This window comes from Marinobacterium marinum (genome assembly GCF_013868415.1).
GTDB classification, from domain to species: domain Bacteria; phylum Pseudomonadota; class Gammaproteobacteria; order Pseudomonadales; family Balneatricaceae; genus Marinobacterium; species Marinobacterium marinum.
Genome location: NZ_JACEMT010000055.1, coordinates 1 through 20,229, shown reverse-complemented (window position 1 = coordinate 20,229; position 20,229 = coordinate 1). Strand labels below are relative to the sequence as shown.

At 57.8% G+C, this 20,229-nt stretch carries 20 protein-coding genes and 2 rRNA genes; 8 read left to right on the top strand and 14 right to left on the bottom strand.

Annotation, left to right across the window (positions count from 1 at the left end; genetic code table 11):
- Positions 1-246: 246 nt before the first annotated feature.
- From H1S06_RS14535 to radC, 8 genes are all read right to left on the bottom strand, one after another.
- On the bottom strand, positions 247-1,296 hold the full coding sequence (locus H1S06_RS14535; RefSeq protein WP_181741484.1) for an MJ1255/VC2487 family glycosyltransferase: 1,050 nt from the start codon (positions 1,294-1,296) through the stop codon (positions 247-249).
- Complete coding sequence (locus H1S06_RS14530; protein WP_181741482.1) at positions 1,296-1,826, bottom strand: phosphatase PAP2 family protein; 531 nt, start codon at positions 1,824-1,826, stop codon at positions 1,296-1,298. The genes H1S06_RS14535 and H1S06_RS14530 overlap by 1 nt, the downstream gene beginning before the upstream one ends.
- Before the next feature lie 70 nt (positions 1,827-1,896).
- On the bottom strand, positions 1,897-2,799 hold the full coding sequence (locus H1S06_RS14525; RefSeq protein WP_181741480.1) for an alpha/beta hydrolase: 903 nt from the start codon (positions 2,797-2,799) through the stop codon (positions 1,897-1,899).
- 12 nt (positions 2,800-2,811) lie between these two features.
- The gene (gene mutM / locus H1S06_RS14520; RefSeq protein ID WP_181741478.1) at positions 2,812-3,624 is read right to left on the bottom strand and encodes a bifunctional DNA-formamidopyrimidine glycosylase/DNA-(apurinic or apyrimidinic site) lyase; all 813 of its coding nucleotides are present in this window, start codon (positions 3,622-3,624) and stop codon (positions 2,812-2,814) included.
- A gap of 46 nt (positions 3,625-3,670) precedes the next feature.
- Entirely contained in the window at positions 3,671-4,555 is an 885-nt protein-coding gene (locus H1S06_RS14515; RefSeq protein ID WP_181741476.1) for a DMT family transporter, read from the bottom strand.
- A 123-nt stretch (positions 4,556-4,678) separates the two neighbouring features.
- On the bottom strand, positions 4,679-4,846 hold the full coding sequence (gene rpmG / locus H1S06_RS14510) for a 50S ribosomal protein L33 (protein WP_027854336.1): 168 nt from the start codon (positions 4,844-4,846) through the stop codon (positions 4,679-4,681).
- A gap of 12 nt (positions 4,847-4,858) precedes the next feature.
- Entirely contained in the window at positions 4,859-5,095 is a 237-nt protein-coding gene (gene rpmB, locus H1S06_RS14505; protein ID WP_181741474.1) for a 50S ribosomal protein L28, read from the bottom strand.
- Between the two features lie 190 nt (positions 5,096-5,285).
- Positions 5,286-5,960: a RadC family protein gene (radC, locus tag H1S06_RS14500; RefSeq protein ID WP_181741472.1), complete on the bottom strand. Its 675-nt coding sequence runs from the start codon at positions 5,958-5,960 to the stop codon at positions 5,286-5,288.
- Positions 5,961-6,074: 114 nt separating this feature from the next.
- On the opposite strand from radC, the gene coaBC reads away from it, so the two are divergent.
- The 5 genes from coaBC to slmA are packed head-to-tail and all read left to right on the top strand — an operon-like array spanning position 6,075 to position 10,719.
- Positions 6,075-7,286, top strand: coding sequence for a bifunctional phosphopantothenoylcysteine decarboxylase/phosphopantothenate--cysteine ligase CoaBC (gene coaBC, locus H1S06_RS14495; protein ID WP_181741470.1), 1,212 nt, complete (start codon positions 6,075-6,077; stop codon positions 7,284-7,286).
- Entirely contained in the window at positions 7,283-7,738 is a 456-nt protein-coding gene (gene dut, locus H1S06_RS14490; protein ID WP_181741468.1) for a dUTP diphosphatase, read from the top strand. Before coaBC ends, dut begins: the two co-directional genes overlap by 4 nt.
- A 42-nt stretch (positions 7,739-7,780) precedes the next feature.
- Positions 7,781-9,169, top strand: coding sequence for a phosphomannomutase/phosphoglucomutase (locus tag H1S06_RS14485; RefSeq protein WP_181741466.1), 1,389 nt, complete (start codon positions 7,781-7,783; stop codon positions 9,167-9,169).
- A 28-nt stretch (positions 9,170-9,197) separates the two neighbouring features.
- Entirely contained in the window at positions 9,198-10,121 is a 924-nt protein-coding gene (argB, locus tag H1S06_RS14480; RefSeq protein ID WP_181741464.1) for an acetylglutamate kinase, read from the top strand.
- The gene (gene slmA / locus H1S06_RS14475) at positions 10,111-10,719 is read left to right on the top strand and encodes a nucleoid occlusion factor SlmA (protein ID WP_181741462.1); all 609 of its coding nucleotides are present in this window, start codon (positions 10,111-10,113) and stop codon (positions 10,717-10,719) included. Before argB ends, slmA begins: the two co-directional genes overlap by 11 nt.
- Positions 10,720-10,767: 48 nt before the next feature.
- On the opposite strand, the gene H1S06_RS14470 is transcribed toward slmA, so the two are convergent.
- The 3 genes from H1S06_RS14470 to gpmI are packed head-to-tail and all read right to left on the bottom strand — an operon-like array spanning position 10,768 to position 14,784.
- The gene (locus H1S06_RS14470; protein ID WP_305058180.1) at positions 10,768-12,057 is read right to left on the bottom strand and encodes a S41 family peptidase; all 1,290 of its coding nucleotides are present in this window, start codon (positions 12,055-12,057) and stop codon (positions 10,768-10,770) included.
- A gap of 22 nt (positions 12,058-12,079) precedes the next feature.
- Positions 12,080-13,222, bottom strand: coding sequence for a murein hydrolase activator EnvC family protein (locus H1S06_RS15750; RefSeq protein WP_181741458.1), 1,143 nt, complete (start codon positions 13,220-13,222; stop codon positions 12,080-12,082).
- A gap of 5 nt (positions 13,223-13,227) precedes the next feature.
- Positions 13,228-14,784, bottom strand: a complete 1,557-nt coding sequence (gene gpmI / locus H1S06_RS14460; protein ID WP_181741456.1) for a 2,3-bisphosphoglycerate-independent phosphoglycerate mutase — start codon at positions 14,782-14,784, stop codon at positions 13,228-13,230.
- Between the two features lie 168 nt (positions 14,785-14,952).
- Between gpmI and H1S06_RS14455 the strand changes: the two genes are divergently transcribed.
- From H1S06_RS14455 to secB, 3 genes are read left to right on the top strand one after another with little or no spacing between them, the layout of a single operon-like run.
- Positions 14,953-15,366, top strand: a complete 414-nt coding sequence (locus H1S06_RS14455; RefSeq protein WP_181741454.1) for a rhodanese-like domain-containing protein — start codon at positions 14,953-14,955, stop codon at positions 15,364-15,366.
- A 5-nt stretch (positions 15,367-15,371) separates the two neighbouring features.
- A complete protein-coding gene (gene grxC, locus H1S06_RS14450) occupies positions 15,372-15,626 on the top strand; it encodes a glutaredoxin 3 (protein WP_181741452.1) in 255 nt (84 codons plus the stop codon).
- A gap of 34 nt (positions 15,627-15,660) precedes the next feature.
- Entirely contained in the window at positions 15,661-16,128 is a 468-nt protein-coding gene (gene secB, locus H1S06_RS14445; protein WP_181741450.1) for a protein-export chaperone SecB, read from the top strand.
- Between the two features lie 33 nt (positions 16,129-16,161).
- On the opposite strand, the gene H1S06_RS14440 is transcribed toward secB, so the two are convergent.
- From H1S06_RS14440 to H1S06_RS14430, 3 genes are all read right to left on the bottom strand, one after another.
- Positions 16,162-16,806, bottom strand: coding sequence for a tRNA-uridine aminocarboxypropyltransferase (locus H1S06_RS14440; RefSeq protein WP_220183912.1), 645 nt, complete (start codon positions 16,804-16,806; stop codon positions 16,162-16,164).
- A gap of 139 nt (positions 16,807-16,945) precedes the next feature.
- A 5S ribosomal RNA gene (gene rrf, locus H1S06_RS14435) occupies positions 16,946-17,061 on the bottom strand.
- Between the two features lie 146 nt (positions 17,062-17,207).
- Positions 17,208-20,092 (bottom strand): 23S ribosomal RNA (locus H1S06_RS14430).
- Positions 20,093-20,229 lie beyond the last annotated feature (137 nt).

Below are 20,229 nucleotides of genomic sequence, written 5' to 3'. Positions count from 1 at the left end.
GTGTGGATCTCCTGTTCAGGGAATGAATACTTGGATGGCCTCGTAGCGGTACAGGGACACAGGATGTACCAGGCAAGATGCCTCTCGACCGCAGGGATAGGACAGCCAGAGGAAGAAGTGCGTTGACGGAATAACGCACTTCTTTCGCTTATCAGATGGCCCCCACCTTCCTCTCTGACTGTCCCTTTTTTGCACGCGCGGCCCCCCAGCACAAGGCGCTGACAGACTCCGTTCGCCTCTATCCGGTCACCCCACGGCCCTATCCAGCACCGGTGTTCCCTCATGCTGCCACAGCTCGCGTGCCAACAGCGTCAGCGGCACCTGCCGCCCCGTTGTCAGCCATCGCGCCAGCGTACCGGCGACATCCGGCCATTGTACGGGCACGCCCGTCCCCTGGCTCAGCCAGTATTCGATCGTACTCATGTCAAAATCGGCCATCACCTCGGCCAACCCCATCTGAGCCAGCACCACGGCGTTGGAACTCTGTTCCACCTGGTGGCGCAAAGGCTTGACCAATAGCTTCTTCCCCGCCTGAATCGCCTCGCTGCACAGGCCGAATCCCGCATTGGCAATCACCCCTTCACAGCTGTGCAGGTCCTGCTGGAAGCCGTCACGGGAAAACGGCTGCAACTCCAGTGAACCAACCTGTCTGGGGGCTTCCACGGCACAGTACACTCGAAAGCGGTAGTTCTGTAATGGCGATAGCCAATAGACTGTTTCCTCTATCGACTCGAACGGCAGGTATACCAGTATTTTACCGGGCTCGCTGCTGAGTGCGTGACGCCCCGGCTCAATCATTGGCGGCAGAATGGGTGCATTGAAGTGATGCCAGTGCAGACCCACCGGCTGATCAACCGGGGCGAACAGGCGTACGCAGCTTTTCAGCCAAGGGGTCAAACGCGTCCCCGGCACCCGGTGATGAAACGCGTACTGGTGTGCAACCCCGACCGATGGAACCTTTTGCAGACGAGCCGCCCAGGCTGTCAGCGGCTCGAAATCACTCAGTACCAGGTCATATCCGGACAGGTCCAGCTCCTTCAAGTCATGCCGGAAGCGACTCAGACTGCACTGCCCAAGGGTCTGCCAGCGCTGTACCTGCCCTGCCCGTGTGACAAAAGTAAAACCGCGCCGGACCCGATAATCGCCAAACGGCACCATATTGAACAGCTTGTCCGGTTCTCGACCACTGAACAGCATATCGACTTCGGCACCCGCCGCCTGCAATGCCGGCAGCAGCACTCGGGCCCGCGTGATATGCCCGTTCCCGGTCGCCTGCACTCCGTACAGGATCCGCATCAGAAGCCCCCCCACAAGGACAGCCCCAGCAGCCCGGTACCGATGCCCAGCAATGCTCCGGCAGCTATATCGGTCGGATAATGGACCCCCAACATGACCCTGGAAGCTCCAACCAGCCCCGCCAGCATAAAGGCCGGGATCATCAATGCAGGATAAAATTCGGCTACCAGCATGGCAAACACAAATGCGGCTGCGGCATGGCCCGATGGGAAGCTGAACTTGTCCGAAGGCTCGATCGCGGCCTTGAAATTTTCCAGCCGATGACAGGGACGGTCACGGCGAATGGTGTTTTTCAACAACAGGTAGAGCGGCAGCTCGATGGCATAGGCCAGCAGGCCTGCCAGCAGGAAAGCTTCGCCATCCTGCTCTTCCCACAGCGCCAGACCAATTCCCAGCGCCAGATAAAGTCCGCCGTCCCCGAGACGGGAGATCCAGCGGCTGCTAAGCAAAACCGGCGATGATCGGCCATAGCCGTTACACCAGTGAAAGGCACGCGTATCGAAGGCACTGAGTTTCTGCAGACGGTTCATGGCAACCACCCCTGACTTGGCTTCAGTGGCATTGTCGCCAGCCGGGAGTGACAGCCCCGTGACCGCCTGTTTAAGCTTTGGTGACAGGCTTCTCCCGTAGCCAGGTCGATATGATGCGTATCAGTGCCTGCGGGTTGTCCCAGGGCAGCATATGCCCTTCGCCCGCCACCGGCTGCAGTGCAAAGGGGTGCGCCAGGGCCGCCTGAATGCGCTCGGAATAGCTCAACGGCAGTACTTCATCCCGGTCGCCATGGACAATCAGACCCCGGAAATCATAGCGATGCCGCAGCACCCCCAAATGATGAGTAAACAGACTGGACAGGGTTTTCAGCGGGTAATCGAACACGATCCGGGTATCCGCATTGATCTCTTCTCCCGCCGGATGCCCGGCCAGCAGGCGATCATAATCAATAAAGCTTTTCATCGGCAGCGGTACGCCCGGCATCAACAGTGCACTGCCCCAGATCCAGGACCAGCCGACTTGATGCATCATGTCGGGCGCGACATCCGGCACCAGCAACGTCCCGCACACCACCGCCTCGACACGCGTATCCTGCTCGGCCAGAGCAACCGCCAATAATGCCCCTATCGAGTAACCATAGAGATAAACCGGCCCCTGCACTCTCTGTCTGTAATGATCGATGACCGCACGACAGTCGGCCACCACCTGTTCAACCGTATAGAGGCCCCGCGTGCCCCCCGAATAGCCATGCCCCCGCAGGTCCAGCCCCACCACGTTGTAGCCCTGTTTACACAGCCCGGCCAACAGTTCGGCATAAAGCTCCGAATAGGTACCAATACCGGGCAGAAACAGCAGCAGAGGTGCCTCGACATCATGGTGGTAGTATTCGGTGTGTAGCGGCAGCCCCCCTACGGAGACGACCTCTCGCTGCTGCAGGCACTCCGTAATACCCAGCTTGTTACGCAGCTCAAGACGCTGCAGGTCGATATTTTCTTCCCGTTTGCGATTCATCATCCATCCTGATTAACGCTGGCACTGACGGCAAAAGACGGTGCTGCGCTGGCCCAATTTCACTTCCGACAGTATTTCGCCACACTGATGGCAAGGCTCGCCCGCCCGACCATACACATGCAGTTCCTGCTTGAAGTAGCCAGGTTTTCCATCCCCCCCCACAAAGTCACGCAGGGTCGTCCCCCCTTGTTCGATCGCGGCAGCCAGCACCCGCTTGATCGCCGCCACCAGCCGCTCCAGGCGCGCGGCCGAGATACGTCCGGCCGCACGACGTGGATCGATACCGGCATTGTGCAGCGCCTCATTGGCATAAATGTTACCAACACCTACCACGACATCGGCATTCATAATCAGCGCTTTGATCGCCGTCCGCCGTCCGCGGCAGCAGCGCTGCAGATATTCGGCATCAAACGCTTCACTCAGAGGCTCGGGACCCAGCGACGCCAGCAACGGGTGCAAGGTGCCATTTTCCTGCCAAAGCACCGCTCCGAATCGACGCGGATCGGTCAAACGCATCAGCTGCCCGGAATCGAGCTGCATGTCCACATGGTCATGTTTGCCAATGCTGGCGCCACACGGCAAGATCCTCAAACTGCCCGACATCCCCAAGTGTACGATCAGAGTGCCGCGAGCGAATTTAAACAGCAGGTACTTGGCACGGCGTTCAATCGAGATCACCCGATCACCGACAACCCATTGCGGCAACTGATCGGGGACCGGCCAGCGCAACCGGGGCTGGCGAACCTCCAGCGCCGTGACACGTCGCTGTTCCACATGCGGCGCTATACCGCGCCGGGTGGTCTCAACTTCAGGCAATTCGGGCATGCGGACTCCTTGATCTATATAAATACAGTATACCACCCGCCCCCATTCAGACAGGGCGGGGAACACGCAATACCAGGTACACCCCGGCCACGGCCAGCACCATTCCCCCGATTGCCATCAGCGACAGACGCTCGCCAAACAGCCACCAGGCTTCCAGTGCCGTCACGGGCGGCACCAGATAGAAATAACTGGCAACACGCGCCACCTCGCCTTCCCGAATCATCAACATCAGCAGCAGAATGGCACTGACCGACAGCCCGAATACCAGCCACAACAGGGCACCGATCAGCTCCGGATGCCACTCGACCTGCTGGTGTTCGAAGCTGAAAGTCAGAGCAGCCATCATCAGGGCCGTTGACAGGTATTGATAGAACGAACCGGTCAGCAGATCCGTCCCCGCCCCAAACCGTTTCTGGTACAAGGTACCGATGGAGATGCCCGCCAGGGCAATCACGGCAGCCAACACCGCTTCCGGCCGCAGCTCGAACTGACCCGGCTGCAGGCCCGTGCCCAGCACCAGCATCACCCCCAGCAGCCCCATCATCAGCCCCAACCATTGCCGCCCGTGCAGGACCTGCCCCAGCATGCCCCAGGCCAGCACTGCGGTCAGTACCGGCTGCAGTCCCACCAGAATGGACGTTACACCTGCCGGCAATTGCCACTTGATAGCCGCGAATACTCCGCCCAGATAGCAGCCATGTACCAAAGCACCGACCACCATCTGATGCAACGCCTGAAGCGGCCCCGGCCAGCGGGCACGAAAGATCAGAATCAGACCGCCAAAAACACCCAGCGTCAGTAGGGTGCGGGTCAGCAGCAGGTAAAAAGGTTCAATGTAGGGCAACCCGTAGCGGGCGCCGATGAAGCCGGTACTCCACAACAGGACAAAGAACAGCGGTACAAAACGGATGACTCCGGCGGGCAGGGACATGACGAGACTCGCTTATTGTAATGATAGTTATCCTAAACGACCGAATACCCCGCTCGCCAGCATAAAAAAACCCCGCAGGGCATAGGGCCTTGCGGGGTTCCGGGATCTCCAGTCCAGAATCAATTACTTGATCTTGGCTTCCTTGTAGATCACGTGCTTGCGAACAACCGGGTCGTATTTCTTGAATTCGAACTTGTCCGGAGTGTTACGCTTGTTCTTGTCGGTAGTGTAGAAGTGACCGGTACCGGCAGAGGATACCAGGCGGATCTTCTCGCGTGCGCCTTTAGCCATGATTCAATCTCCTCAGACTTTCTCGCCACGGGCACGCAGTTCGGTCAGAACTGTGTCGATGCCCTTCTTGTCGATGATACGCATGCCCTTGGAAGAAACACGCAGACGTACAAAACGGTTTTCGCTTTCTACCCAGAAACGGTGCCAGTGCAGGTTCGGCAGGAAGCGACGACGGGTTTTGCGGTTTGAGTGGGAAACATTGTTCCCGGTTACCGGGCCTTTGCCCGTTACCATGCAAACTCGAGACATTGTAAAAACCTTTTTAAAGGGTTAATTAACTTCTGTTCGATGTTTATTGACCCTGCAACCGGCAGAATCTCAGGCGGAGCGTCCAGTCGTACACGGACAGAATACCGTACCATTAAGGAACAGAAGGCCGCGAATTATACAGCCCTTGCCGGACCTTGACCAGAAAATTGTCGATTTTTTCACCAGTGAGTCAAAGCAACCCTCTCTCGGCAAAGGAAACCGCCTCGCCATCCCCTATCACGATATGGTCCAGCACCCGAATATCCACCAACCCCAATGCCTGCACCAGGCGATCGGTGATTTGCCGATCCGCCATTGAAGGCTCGGCCACTCCGGACGGATGATTATGGGCCAGAATCAGCGCAGCAGCATTATGCGCCAGCGCCAGCTTGACCACTTCACGCGGATGTACGCTGGCGGCATTGATGGTGCCGTAAAACAGCGCTTCATAGCGGATCACCCGATGACGATTATCCAGCAGCAGGCAGGCGAACACCTCCCGCGGTTCATGGCGCAACCGGCTGGCCAGGTAGCGCCGTACCGCCGTGGGGCTTTCCAGCGCCGACTCACGCATAAGCTGCGATTCCAGATGGCGGCGCGACATCTCCAGCACCGCCTGAAGCTGAACGTACTTCGCCGGCCCCAGGCCGTGGGCGGCGCAGAAATCCTGCTCACCGCATTCCAGCAACATCCTCAAACCACCAAAGTGCTCCAGCAGCTGACGCGCCAGATCCACTGCGCTGCACCCCTGCACCCCGGTACGCAAAAAAATGGCCAGCAACTCCGCATCCGACAGTGCCTGAGGCCCACGCCCCAACAGTTTTTCCCGCGGCCGTTCACCCGCCGGCCAATCCTTGATCGACATGCCTCACCTCCTTATGAGCGAATGTTCTTTGGCCGAACCTCCCTACGCTTTGCCCAGCCGAAGTGGTATCTTAACGCCCTGTCCCACGATGAGAAACAACCGGATCCTCAGGGTATGCAGAGACTTACTAACCGGCGCATTCTGCTCGGTATCACCGGCGGTATTGCCGCCTACAAGAGTGCCGAACTGACCCGCCTGCTCAAAGGTGCCGGCGCCGATGTCCGTATCGTCATGACACCGGCCGCCACCGAATTCATTACCCCACTGACACTCCAGGCCCTGTCGGGCCACCCCGTCCACCTGCAACTGCTCGACCCGGAAGCGGAAGCCGGCATGGGCCATATCGAGTTGGCCAAATGGGCCGACCTGATTCTGGTCGCCCCGGCCAGCGCCGACTTCATTGCCCGCTTCAGCGCCGGTATGGGGGATGACCTGCTGACCACCCTATGTCTGGCCAGCGATGCCCCCATCTGCCTGGCACCAGCCATGAACCAGGCCATGTGGCGTGACAGGCGCACCCAGGACAATGCATGCCAACTGAGCGCTCAGGGCGTCACCCTGCTCGGCCCGGCCGAAGGTGCCCAAGCCTGTGGCGACACCGGCCCCGGTCGCATGCTGGAACCCGTGGAGCTGGCCCGACGCGCCGCCGAGCAATTCGAATACGGCGCTCTGGCCGGCAAACATGTCGTCATCACCGCCGGTCCGACCCGCGAACCCCTGGACCCGGTGCGTTACATCTCCAACCACAGTTCCGGCAAAATGGGCTACGCTCTGGCCGAAGCCGCTGCCGATGCCGGCGCCAGCGTCCGACTGATCAGCGGCCCCGTGACACTGCAGGTTCCGCCGCGAGTCGACTGTATCCAGGTTGAAACGGCCGAACAGATGCTGGCCGCTTCCCTGGACGACATCGACCGCTGCGATCTGTTCATCGCCGCCGCCGCCGTGGCCGACTACCGCCCGGTGGCCGTGGAAGAGCACAAGATCAAGAAAGGCAGCGAAGAAATCATGGAGCTGCGCCTGACCAAGAACCCGGATATCGTCGCCACAGTCGCGGGTCTTGGCGCACAGCGCCCCTATACAGTCGGCTTTGCCGCCGAAACCCGTGATGTTATCGGTTATGCGCGCAGCAAGCTGATCCGCAAGGGATTGGACCTGATTGTTGCCAACGATGTCTCCAACCCGGAAATCGGCTTCAACAGTGACGACAATGCCGTCACACTGGTCAGTGCCGACGACGAAGTCAGCCTGCCCCAAGCCTCCAAGCGTCAGCTGGCTCGCCGGCTGATCGAACAGATTGCCCAGCACTACAAGCAGAGCACAAAATGAAATCACTGCAAGTCAAAATCCTGAATGACCGCATTGGTCGCGACATCCCCCTGCCCGCCTACGCTACCGAAGGCTCCGCCGGTCTTGATCTGCGCGCCTGCCTGGACGAAGCCTTGACCCTGGCACCGGGGCAGACCGAACTGATCCCCACAGGGCTGGCGATCCATATCGAAGATCCGGGCCTGTGCGCGATGATCCTGCCCCGTTCAGGGCTGGGCCACAAACACGGCATCGTACTGGGCAATCTGGTCGGCCTGATCGATTCCGACTATCAAGGCCAGCTGTTCGTATCCTGCTGGAACCGTGGCCAGACCACCTTCACTGTCGAACCCGGCGAGCGCATCGCACAAATGGTACTGGTACCGGTAGTTCAAGCCGAATTCGAAATCGTCGACGACTTCGACAATTCTGAGCGCGGTGCCGGTGGCTTTGGTTCCTCCGGCCGCCACTGACACATGAATGTGAATACTTACTGACGACAGGAAAGCCAGCTGATGCCTTATCCGCTAGAACACTTTGATCGTGACATCTTTCGTGCCTATGACATCCGCGGCATCGTCGGCCAATCGCTGACCGAAGCAACCGTGTACCACATCGGCCGTGCTTTCGCGGCTGAAGCCCTGAGCCGTAATATCACCGAAGTGGTGGTCGCCGCCGATGGCCGCCTGTCCGGGCCACGACTGAAAGAGATCCTGATCAGCGGCCTGACCGACAGTGGTTGTGCGGTACAGGATGTCGGTTATGTACCGACTCCCACCCTCTATTTTGCGGCTCACCAGTATGCCGATCAGACCGGAATCATGATCACCGGCAGCCATAATCCGTCCGATTACAACGGCTTCAAAATGATGCTTGGCGGCGAAACCCTGTCTGGTGATCAGATCCAGGCCCTGGCCGACCGCATTCAGACGGCTGACTATGTCGATGGCACCGGCAGCACCGAAGTGCTTGAGGTCGATCAGGCCTATCTGCAACGTATTCTGGACGATATTCAGCTCAAGCGCGGCATGAAAGTGGTGGTGGACTGCGGCAACGGCATACCCGGCAAGCTGGCGCCGACACTGCTCGAACAGCTTGGCTGCGAGGTCATCCCGTTGTTCTGCGACGTGGATGGCACCTTTCCCAACCACCACCCGGATCCGGGCAAACTGGCCAATCTGCAGGATGCCATCGCCGCCGTAGCCGAACACAAGGCGGACCTGGGCCTGGCCTTTGACGGCGACGGCGACCGCGTTGGCGTAATTACCCCAAGCGGCCACGTCATCTACCCGGACCGAGTGATGATGTTGTTCGCCGAAGATGTGCTCAGTCGCAACCCCGGTGCCGAAATCCTGTTCGACGTCAAATGCTCACGTCTGCTGCCGCAGGTAATCGAGCAGGCTGGTGGCAAGGCAACCATGTGGAAAACCGGCCACTCGCTGATCAAGCGCCAGATGAAAGCCAGCGGCGCCCTGCTGGCCGGCGAAATGAGCGGCCACATTTTCTTCAAGGAGCGCTGGTACGGCTTTGATGATGGCCTGTACAGTGCAGCCCGACTGCTGGAAATTCTGTCGGGACGTACGGCGAATGCCGATGCTATTTTCTCGGCCTACCCCGAGGATGTGAGCACGCCCGAAATCAATATCGAGGTGCGCGAGGACAACAAATTCGCGCTGGTCGAGGCCCTGCAGCAGGCCGACTTCCCGGGTGGCAACATCAACCATATCGACGGAGTACGCGTCGACTATGCCGATGGCTGGGGCCTGATGCGTGCATCCAATACCACCCCGGTACTGGTCCTGCGCTTCGAAGCCGAGAATGCGACAGCCCTCAACCGAATCAAAACCGAGTTTCAGACCCGTCTGAGCGCTATCGATACGGCGCTGCTGATTCCCGACGCCTGAACCGGATGTGACCTAACAAGGAGAGATTATGCCCCTGTCTCGTAAGCAGGCGATGTCAACCGCCGATGTCCTGTCGGTTGCTCTGCCCTATATCCAACGCTTCGCCGGCAAGACCCTGGTGATCAAATACGGCGGCAACGCCATGATCGATGAAAAGCTCAAGGAAAGCTTCGCCCGCGACATCGTGATGATGAAGCTGATCGGTATCAACCCGATCGTCGTCCATGGCGGTGGCCCGCAGATCGGCAGCCTGCTGGAAAAGCTGAAAATCGAATCTCATTTCATCAATGGTATGCGCGTCACCGACTCCAGAACCATGGACGTTGTCGAAATGGTGCTGGGCGGCATGGTCAACAAGGAAATTGTCGGCCTGATCAACACCGCCGGTGGCAAGGCGATCGGCCTGACCGGCAAGGACGGCGAACTGCTGCGTGCCCGCAAGCTTAAGGTGAAGCACAAGACTCCGGAAATGGAAGCACCGGAAATCATCGATATTGGTCACGTCGGCGAGGTCGAGAGTGTCAACGTGCAGGTGCTGGAGATGCTGGTCAATTCCGACTTCATCCCGGTTATCGCCCCCATCGGGGTGGGCGAGGACGGACATGCCTACAATATCAACGCTGACCTGGTCGCCGGCAAGGTGGCCGAGGTGCTCAAGGCCGAGAAACTGATGCTGTTGACCAATATTTCCGGCCTGCTCGACAAGGACGGCAACGTGCTGACCGGACTGACGACCACGCAGGTTGATGCGCTGATCGAAGATGGCACCATCTACGGCGGCATGCTGCCGAAGATCGACTGTGCCCTGAATGCCGTCAAGAGCGGCGTGAGCAGTGCACACATCATTGATGGCCGTGTTGAACACGCCTGCATGCTGGAAATTTTCACCGATGAAGGTGTCGGCACCCTGATCACCAATACCAGCGACCAGATGCCGCAACATGACGGATAAGACGCAGAAAATATCCCGCCGCGAGCAGATCCTGCAGGCGCTGGCCCACATGCTGGAAATCAGTCCGGGGCAACGCATTACCACGGCTGCACTGGCGCGGGAGGTTGGCGTCTCCGAGGCTGCACTCTATCGGCACTTCCCCAGCAAGGCGCGCATGTTCGAAGGCCTGATCGGCTTTATCGAGGAGACGCTCTTCTCGCGCATCAAGCTGATTATCGGCTCGGACATGCCGGCAACCCGTCAGTGTGAGCAGATACTGATATTGCTGCTGGCCTTTGTCGAAAAAAACCCGGGCATGGCCCGCATTCTGACCGGCGATGCACTCGCCGGCGAAACCGAACGACTCAGAATGCGCGTAAACCAGCTGTTCGAACGCCTGGAAACCCAGCTCAAGCAGGTTATGCGCGAGGCGGAGCTACGCGAAGGGGTCCGCACGCTCATCCCGGCAGGCTCGGCCGCCAACCTGATTCTGGCTGCGGCTGAAGGGCGCATTCGGCAGTTTGTTCGCACCGAGTTCAAACGTCGACCAACCGAACACTGGTCCGAGCAGTGGGGCTGTCTGGCACAGGGCGTGTTCCGTGCACAGACGGTGCGCTGAATCCGATCTGCAGTCGATAAAAAAGGGGCCCTGGCCCCTTTTTTCGTATCAATCGACTGACGAACCGCGCTGCAGAATTTGCATCGCCTTCAACAGGTTCAGGGCTTCATAGAGCTGAAAATCCCGTGACGACAGGTCAGACGATGCCGCCGCGCTTCGCTCGGCTTCGCTGCCATTTTCCAGATGGCCCGCCAGATCCCGTTCCTTGACCCGCTCCCGGCCATCAATACGGGTCAGGCGTGCGTCCTCCACCCGCAGGTCCGGCTGAATGCCCTGTGCCTGAATCGAGCGGCCGCCGGGCGTATAGTAACGTGCGGTTGTCAGTTTGATGGCCCGATCCTCACCCAGCGGCAATACGGTCTGTACCGACCCCTTGCCGAAACTGTCGGTGCCCATAATCACGGCCCGCTGCTGATCCTGCAACGCACCGGCCACGATTTCGGACGCAGAAGCACTGCCACCATTGATCAACACCACCAGCGGCGTATCCGGCGCCGCCGTGTTCTCATTGGCGTTGAAGCGCAGTTCCGAGTTGGGCAGACGTCCTTCTGTATAGACAATCAGCCCTTCTTTCAGGAAGGCATTACCGACTTCAACCGCTGCCTGCAACACCCCGCCCGGGTTGTTGCGCAGGTCCAGCACCAGCCCCTTCAGGGCGCCGTCCTGCTGCATTTTGTTGATGGCCGCGACCAGATCTTGGCCGGTATGTGACTGGAACTGAGAGATCCTCAGGTAACCGTACCCCGGCTCCAACACCTGATGACGCACGCTGGCCACCTTGATGACATCGCGCTTCAATTCCAGCTCCAGCGGCTGGTCGCGGCCCTCACGCATGATGGTCAAACGGATGGGAGTACCGATTTCGCCACGCATCATATCGACCGCTTCGCTCAGGCCCAGCCCCTGCACCGGCGTGTCGTCGAGCTTGATGATCAGATCGCCGGCCCGCACCCCGGCTCTCTGTGCCGGCGTGTCATCGATCGGAGCAATAACGCGTATAAAGCCGTCTTCCAGACCAACCTCAATGCCCAGCCCCCCAAACTCGCCGCGGGTATGAATTTGCAGACTTTCAAAGGCATCGGCTTCCAGGTAGGCCGAATGAGGGTCCAGCCCCGTCAACATGCCGCGGATGGCATCTTCCAGCAACTTGCGATCGTCCACCGGTTCGACATAAGCCTGTTTGATACGATCAAACACATCCGCAAACATGCGTAATTCGGTCAGCGGCAGCGCTTTCCGCTCGCTTTCGACTGCATCGTCTGCCAGAGCGGGAGCCCCTGCACTGAGGACGTATCCCAGAAGGGCAGTAGCAAGAGGTGTACGGCTGAAAAGCTTCATCATCGAATTCCCTGCAGGTCAGTTAGCGCCGTTTAAGCCAGGTGATTGGATCAACCGAGCGTCCCTGATATCGGATAGCAAAATACAGTCCGGGTTCCGTACTGCCGCCACTGCTGCCGGCCAGTGCCAGACTTTCACCGGTCCCCACCCATTCACCGGGCTCTCGCAACAAACTTTCGTTATGGCCATACAGTGACAGATAACCGTTGCCATGGTCCAGAATAAGCACCAAACCGTATCCCCGCAACCAGTCGGCAAAAACCACTCGTCCATGGTGCGCCGCCTTGACCTCGGTGCCGGTGCCGGCTGCAATCAAGATGCCTTCATAGGAGATGTTTTCAACCCGACTGCCAAACGAACGCTTGACGCGTCCTGTTACCGGCCAGTCGATCTTGCCCTTGCGCTGGCTGAACTTGAGCCCATCCTGTTTCAGTCTGACCTGCTCCAGAGAGCGCTGGATCTCCTTAAGCACCGCCTCCAGCTCGGCCCGGTCCGACTGCAGCCGTCCCAGCCGACGACTGTCCTGCTGGTGTGCCCCTTTCAAGGTCGCCAGCGTACGTGCCTGCCCCTCTCGAGCTTCGGCCAATGCCTGCTGCTGCTGCTGCAGGCGGGTCCGGTTGGACAACAGCTCGCTATCAGTGGCCGAGATGGCACTTTGCGTTTCGGTCAGCCGTTCTATTCGGTCCCGGTACGCGACCAGCTCGGCATTCAGGCGCGACGCCAGATAGTCGTAATAGTGCAGCATTCGAGACAGCTGCTGGGGGTCTTCCTGTGACAACAGCAGTTCCATGCCCGGCTGGCGGCCCAGCTTGTACTGTTCTCGCAGCAGGTCGCGAATCAGCCCCTCCTGCTCCTGCAGTCGGGCAACCAGCTCTGCCTCGTCATCCCCCAAGCTGCCGCGCCGAGTCTGCAATTGCTGCTGACGTTCATCCAGCTGACGCAGCTCTGCCGCCACCGCGCCGATACGCTTGTCAAAGCCTCGCAGCTCGGCTTCTGCCTTGGCCAGGACCTGCTTGCGCTTGGCCAGTTTGGCCTGCAGAGCGCTGATCTGCTGCTTGACCCGTTTGAGCTGCTGCTCGGTTTTGGCCGGGTCCTGCGCAGCCTGCACGCTCAGGCCACCCATACTCAGGCAGAGTACGAGCAGCACTCGGGTACAGGCCTTCACGACGATCAGTCCCGCGCCAGGGTTGCCAGAGAGTGGCCCGACATTTCAGCCGGTCTCTCCAGTCCCATCAACGACAGCAGTGTCGGTGCCAAGTCACAAAGCGCACCATCTGCCAGCTGCAGGGAATCGGCGCGGGGGCCGGCATAAATGAGCGCCACGGGCCAGGTTGTGTGAGCCGTATGCGGCTGACCGCTGTTGGGGTCGCGCATCAACTCCACATTGCCGTGGTCCGCCGTAATCAGGGCTTCACCCTGTACGTCGGCCAGCGCTTCAAGTACTCGGGTCAGGCTCTCGTCAACGGTTTCCACTGCCTGCACGGCGGCATCAAAGTTGCCCGTATGTCCAACCATATCGCCGTTGGCATAGTTGCAAACAATCAGGTCATACTTGCCGCTGCGAATAGCTGTACAAAGCTTTTCAGTGACTTCCGGGGCACTCATCTCCGGTTGCAGGTCATACGTTGCGACCTGAGGCGACGGGACCAGAATACGATCTTCACCCGGATACACTGCCTCTTGACCACCATTGAAGAAGAAAGTCACGTGCGCGTACTTTTCGGTTTCCGATATCCGCAGCTGGGTTTTGCCCAGGCCTGACAGGTATTCACCCAAGTCATTGCGAATCGGCACTGGCGGAAACGCGGACGGTGCCGCGATATCGGCGGCATATTCGGTCAACATCACATAGCCACTAAGAGCTGGATGTGATTGGCGCACGAACCCGTCAAACCCTTGATCCACGAAGCAACGGGTAATTTCACGTGCGCGGTCGGGGCGGAAGTTCGCACAAATCAGTGTGTCCCCATCCTGCACACATGCAACCGGCTGCCCCTCGGCATTGGTGATTACGGTTGCCTGTACGAATTCATCATTTTCGTCTCGCCCATAGGCGGCAGCCAACGCCATCTCGGCTGTGCTGGCCTGTTGCGGTGCCTGTCCCAGCGTCATCGCGTTATAGGCCTGCTCAACGCGGTCCCAACGGTTATCACGGTCCATAGCGTAGTAGCGACCAACCACGGTGGCTATCGCACCGGTACCCAGGCGCGCGAAGGTCGCCTCGGCCGCTTGCAGGGATGGCTCCGCTGAGCGTGGCGGCATGTCACGCCCATCCAGGATCGCGTGCAGATAAACATCTTTCGCGCCGCGTTTCACGGCCATTTCCAACAGGGCGAAAATATGTTCTTCATGACTGTGTACACCACCCGGCGACAGCAGGCCCAGTACATGCACTGCGCGTCCGGCAGCAATCGCCTTATCCATCGACTGGCACAGGGCCTCGTTTTCGAAGAAGTCACCATCCGTGATCGATTTGGAGATCCGAGTGAAGTTCTGGTACACCGTGCGACCGGCACCAATATTCATGTGCCCCACTTCGGAATTACCCATCTGGCCGTCCGGAAGGCCCACGGCCTCACCAGAGGTCTGGATACGCGAATTGGGGTTCTGCGACAGCAGACGATCCCAAGTCGGTGTATTGGCAGCATCGATAGCTGACGAGGGCGTGGATTCCACGCCAAAGCCATCAAGAATGATCAGGGCCTTGGTTGCGCGTGCTTCTGTCATGGTGGGCTACATCTGTCCGGTCGATTAAAAAACAGGCAGTCATTTTACTGCCTTGCAGCCGGATTGGCTAACGACCATCGTTCAGCTTTTGAAGCCATGCCCTTATCGCTGCCACAGTGGCATTGTATACTTGACGACTTTATATCCGTCCCTTTGACCGGAATGACTATGGAACGCCTGATCGAATTCGCAACACAGCATTACTATCTGGTCGGTGCCTGGGTGCTGACGCTTCTTATCCTGTTGGCCACCGAAAAGCGCAAGTCCGGCAAATCGGTCACGCCCGCGGAAGCGACCCGTCTGATCAACAAGGAGTCCGGTATCGTACTGGATATCCGCACCCGCAAGGAGTGGGATACCGGGCGCATCACCAGCGCTCACCACATTCCGCTGGCCGACCTTGACCGCCGCATGAGCGAGCTGGACAAATTCAAGGACACTCCCGTGATCGTGGTGTGCAACCTTGGCCAGTCCGCCGGTGCCGCAGCCAAGAAACTGAAAACGGCAGGCTTCCAGCAGGTCGTGCGCCTTAGCGGCGGCATGACCGAGTGGAAAGGCCAGAACATGCCGATCATCAAGTGAGTACCATGACTGACGTAACCATCTATCTGACCCGTTGGTGCCCTTTTTGCACCCGTGCCATCGCTCTTCTGGACAGCAAGCAGGTCGAATATACCGCGATCGATGTGGACAGCGATCCGGCTCTGCGCCAGGAAATGATGCAGCGCAGCAACCGTCGCTCCGTTCCCCAGATTTTCATTGGCCAGACCCATGTGGGAGGTTGTGATGATCTGTTCGCACTGGAACAACAGGGGCAGCTCGACGCGCTGCTCGCTGGCTGAACTACCACCACAAGACTGATACAAGGATATTCAGATGTCTGAAGCTAACGCAAACCAGCCGCAGTTCGCTCTGCAGCGTGTTTACATCAAAGACGCCTCTCTGGAAACACCGGCCGGTGCAAAGGCCTTTACCCAGCCCTGGCAGCCGGAAATCAATCTGGAAATGAACACCCGCACCCAGTCACTGGATGAAAACCATCACGAAGTGGTACTCACCCTGACCGTGACAGCCAAGAACGCAGATGAAACCGCTTTCCTGGTCGAAGTTCAGCAGGCTGCCATTTTCCTGATTGCCGGCCTGGAAGAAGCCGAACTGCACCATACCCTGGGAGCCTTCTGCCCGAACCTGCTGTTCCCCTATGCCCGTGAAGCTGTCGACAACTTTGTCACCAAGGCCAGCTTCCCTCCGCTGATGCTGGCACCGGTCAACTTCGATGCACTGTATGCGCAGCAGATGCAGCAGCGCGCCGCAGAGCAGCCGACGGCGGAAGAAACGCACTGAGTATAAGCATACCCCGCCCAAGACGGGGGTCGGTCACTCAGACCCCCGCTTGGCCCAGCGACGCCGCGTGGCAATATAGCTGCGGTTGAAACGTTCGAAATACCCTTCCAGATGATCAGCTGCCGCCTGATTCCCCACCTGTTCCAGCAAGGCAACCGCAACCTCTGCCGTACACAAGTGTTGATCAATGGTCGAGCGTCGTAGCTGATAACGGCTCAAACGGTCGGTCTGAGGCTCAATCACGGGCAGATGCTGCAGATAGCGACTGTGGCGAAACATGCGCCGCGCCTGTCGCCAGGTCCCATCCAGGATAATATAAACCGGTATACGCCCCTCTCCTCCGACTTGATGGACCATCCGCTCCTGGTAATCATCTCCGGCAGGAAAAACCAGGCAGGGTGCGTAACGTTCATCATTCAAAGCCGCCATCAGCTCGTCACTCGGCTCGGTACGGGACCATTCAAAGATGCGTGTGCCTTCGATCGAATCGAGGATCAAACGCCCCGTGTTGGTTGGTTTGTACAACTCATACCGATGCGTTAACAGCCAGAACTGACAGGCTGCCGGTACCCTGTAACGCCACTCGCAGATACAAACCTCCTGAGGCAGGCGGCAGCCTTCACACCGAAGCACACCCGAGCCTCGGGCAACGAAAGGTTTTCTGGGCGGATTATCCATTTTCACTGTAGCTGTTAACCTGCATAAGCTGGAGAGAGGCGCACTATACGGTTCACGACACCAGCAAACAAGGCTCCCCGAACCGCCCAAAACGCAAAAACCCCGATCTCGACGAGACCGGGGTTTTCACTGAATAAATGCTTGGCGATGACCTACTCTCACATGGGGAAGCCCCACACTACCATCGGCGATGCCGCGTTTCACTGCTGAGTTCGGTATGGGATCAGGTGGTTCCACGGCTCTATTGTCGCCAAGCAAAACTGGTACAAATCGGATCTGAAATTCGGTGACTGTCTGTGTTGTCGCTACAAGCGTTCAACCGGTGCTCTTGCGAGCTGCGATAATCATATTCTTGACTGATCTTCAGTCTAACCATTCATTGCAAACGCCTTGGGCGTTATATGGTCAAGCCTCACGAGCAATTAGTACTGGTTAGCTCAATGCCTTACAACACTTACACACCCAGCCTATCAACGTCCTGGTCTCGGACGGCTCTACAGGGACCTCAAGGGTCCAGTGAGATCTCATCTTGAAGGAGGCTTCCCGCTTAGATGCTTTCAGCGGTTATCCCGTCCGCACGTAGCTACCCGGCAATGCCACTGGCGTGACAACCGGAACACCAGAGGTGCGTCCACTCCGGTCCTCTCGTACTAGGAGCAGCTCTTCTCAAATCTCAAACGCCCACGGCAGATAGGGACCGAACTGTCTCACGACGTTCTAAACCCAGCTCGCGTACCACTTTAAATGGCGAACAGCCATACCCTTGGGACCGGCTTCAGCCCCAGGATGTGATGAGCCGACATCGAGGTGCCAAACACCGCCGTCGATGTGAACTCTTGGGCGGTATCAGCCTGTTATCCCCGGAGTACCTTTTATCCGTTGAGCGATGGCCCTTCCATACAGAACCACCGGATCACTAGAACCTACTTTCGTACCTGCTCGACGTGTCAGTCTCGCAGTCAAGCACCCTTCTACTCTTGCGCTCATTGGCTGATTTCCGACCAGCCTGAGGGTACCTTCGTGCTCCTCCGTTACTCTTTGGGAGGAGACCGCCCCAGTCAAACTACCCACCACACAATGTCCTCGATCCCGATAAGGGACCTGAGTTAGAACCTCAACAGTACCAGGCTGGTATTTCAAGGTTGGCTCCACCACAACTGGCGTCATGGTTTCAAAGCCTCCCAGCTATCCTACACAAGTAATGTCAAAGTCCACTGTGAAGCTATAGTAAAGGTTCACGGGGTCTTTCCGTCTAGCCGCGGGGACGCTGCATCTTCACAGCGAGTTCAATTTCACTGAGTCTCGGGTGGAGACAGTGTGGCCATCGTTACGCCATTCGTGCAGGTCGGAACTTACCCGACAAGGAATTTCGCTACCTTAGGACCGTTATAGTTACGGCCGCCGTTTACCGGGGCTTCGATCAAGAGCTTCGCCGAAGCTAACCCCATCAATTAACCTTCCGGCACCGGGCAGGCGTCACACCCTATACGTCCACTTTCGTGTTTGCAGAGTGCTGTGTTTTTAATAAACAGTCGCAGCCACCTGGTATCTTCGACCGACATCAGCTTAGGACGCAAAGTCCATCACCAACATCGGCGTGCCTTCTCCCGAAGTTACGGCACCATTTTGCCTAGTTCCTTCACCCGAGTTCTCTCAAGCGCCTTGGTATTCTCAACCTGACCACCTGTGTCGGTTTGGGGTACGGTCACACATAACCTGAAGCTTAGAGGATTTTCCTGGAAGCATGGCATCAACCACTTCGACTCATAAAGAGTCTCGTCATCAGGTCTCAGTCTTAAGAAGCCGGATTTGCCTAACTTCTCAACCTACACCCTTAAACGCGGACAACCAACGCCGCGCTGGCCTAGCCTTCTCCGTCCCCCCGTCGCAGTTATGCGCGGTACAGGAATATTAACCTGTCTCCCATCGACTACGCTTTTCAGCCTCGCCTTAGGGGCCGACTCACCCTACCCCGATTAACGTTGGATAGGAACCCTTGGTCTTCCGGCGAGGGGGTTTTTCACCCCCTTTATCGTTACTCATGTCAGCATTCGCACTTCTGATACCTCCACGGTGCCTCCCGGCTTCCGCTTCAACGGCTTACAGAACGCTCCTCTACCATGCCCTAAGGCATCCGCAGCTTCGGTGTCTAGTTTGAGCCCCGTTATATCTTCCGCGCAGGCCGACTCGACTAGTGAGCTATTACGCTTTCTTTAAAGGATGGCTGCTTCTAAGCCAACCTCCTAGCTGTCTGAGCCTTCCCACATCGTTTCCCACTTAACTAGAACTTTGGGACCTTAGCTGGCGGTCTGGGTTGTTTCCCTTTCCACGACGGACGTTAGCACCCGCCGTGTGTCTCCCATGATTGCACTCTTGGGTATTCGGAGTTTGCATCGGGTTGGTAAGTCGGGATGACCCCCTAGCCGAAACAGTGCTCTACCCCCCAAGGTGAGACATGAGGCGCTACCTAAATAGCTTTCGAGGAGAACCAGCTATCTCCGGGCTTGATTAGCCTTTCACTCCGATCCACAGGTCATCCGCTGGCTTTTCAACGACAGTCGGTTCGGTCCTCCAGTTGATGTTACTCAACCTTCAACCTGCCCATGGATAGATCGCCCGGTTTCGGGTCTACTCCCAGCGACTTGGCGCCCTATTAAGACTCGGTTTCCCTACGCCTCCCCTAAACGGTTAAGCTTGCCACTGAAAGTAAGTCGCTGACCCATTATACAAAAGGTACGCAGTCACCGTCCGAAAACGGCTCCCACTGCTTGTACGTACACGGTTTCAGGGTCTATTTCACTCCCCTCACAGGGGTTCTTTTCGCCTTTCCCTCACGGTACTGGTTCACTATCGGTCAGTCAGGAGTATTTAGCCTTGGAGGATGGTCCCCCCATATTCAGACAGGATAACACGTGTCCCGTCCTACTCGATTTCACTGTCTATAGGTTTTCGCATACGGGGCTATCACCCACTATGGCCACACTTTCCAGAGTGTTCTGCTAACCACAAGACAGCTTAAGGGCTGCTCCCCGTTCGCTCGCCGCTACTAAGGGAATCTCGGTTGATTTCTTTTCCTCCGGGTACTTAGATGTTTCAGTTCCCCGGGTTCGCCTCTCTACACCTATGTATTCAGTGAAGAGATACCCGCAAGCGGGTGGGTTTCCCCATTCGGAAATCCTCGGATCAAAGTCTGTTTACCGACTCCCCGAGGCTTATCGCAGGTTACTACGTCCTTCATCGCCTCTGACTGCCAAGGCATCCACCGTGCACGCTTATTCACTTGACCATATAACCCGAAGGCGTCTGTTCAAATGAATGGTTCGTAACGATTATCGCCGGTTGGCGCTTGTATCAAACAATACAAGACAATCTTTCAGATCCAATTTGTTAAAGAGCGTTTAAAGCTAAGAAGCTTTAAAAGAT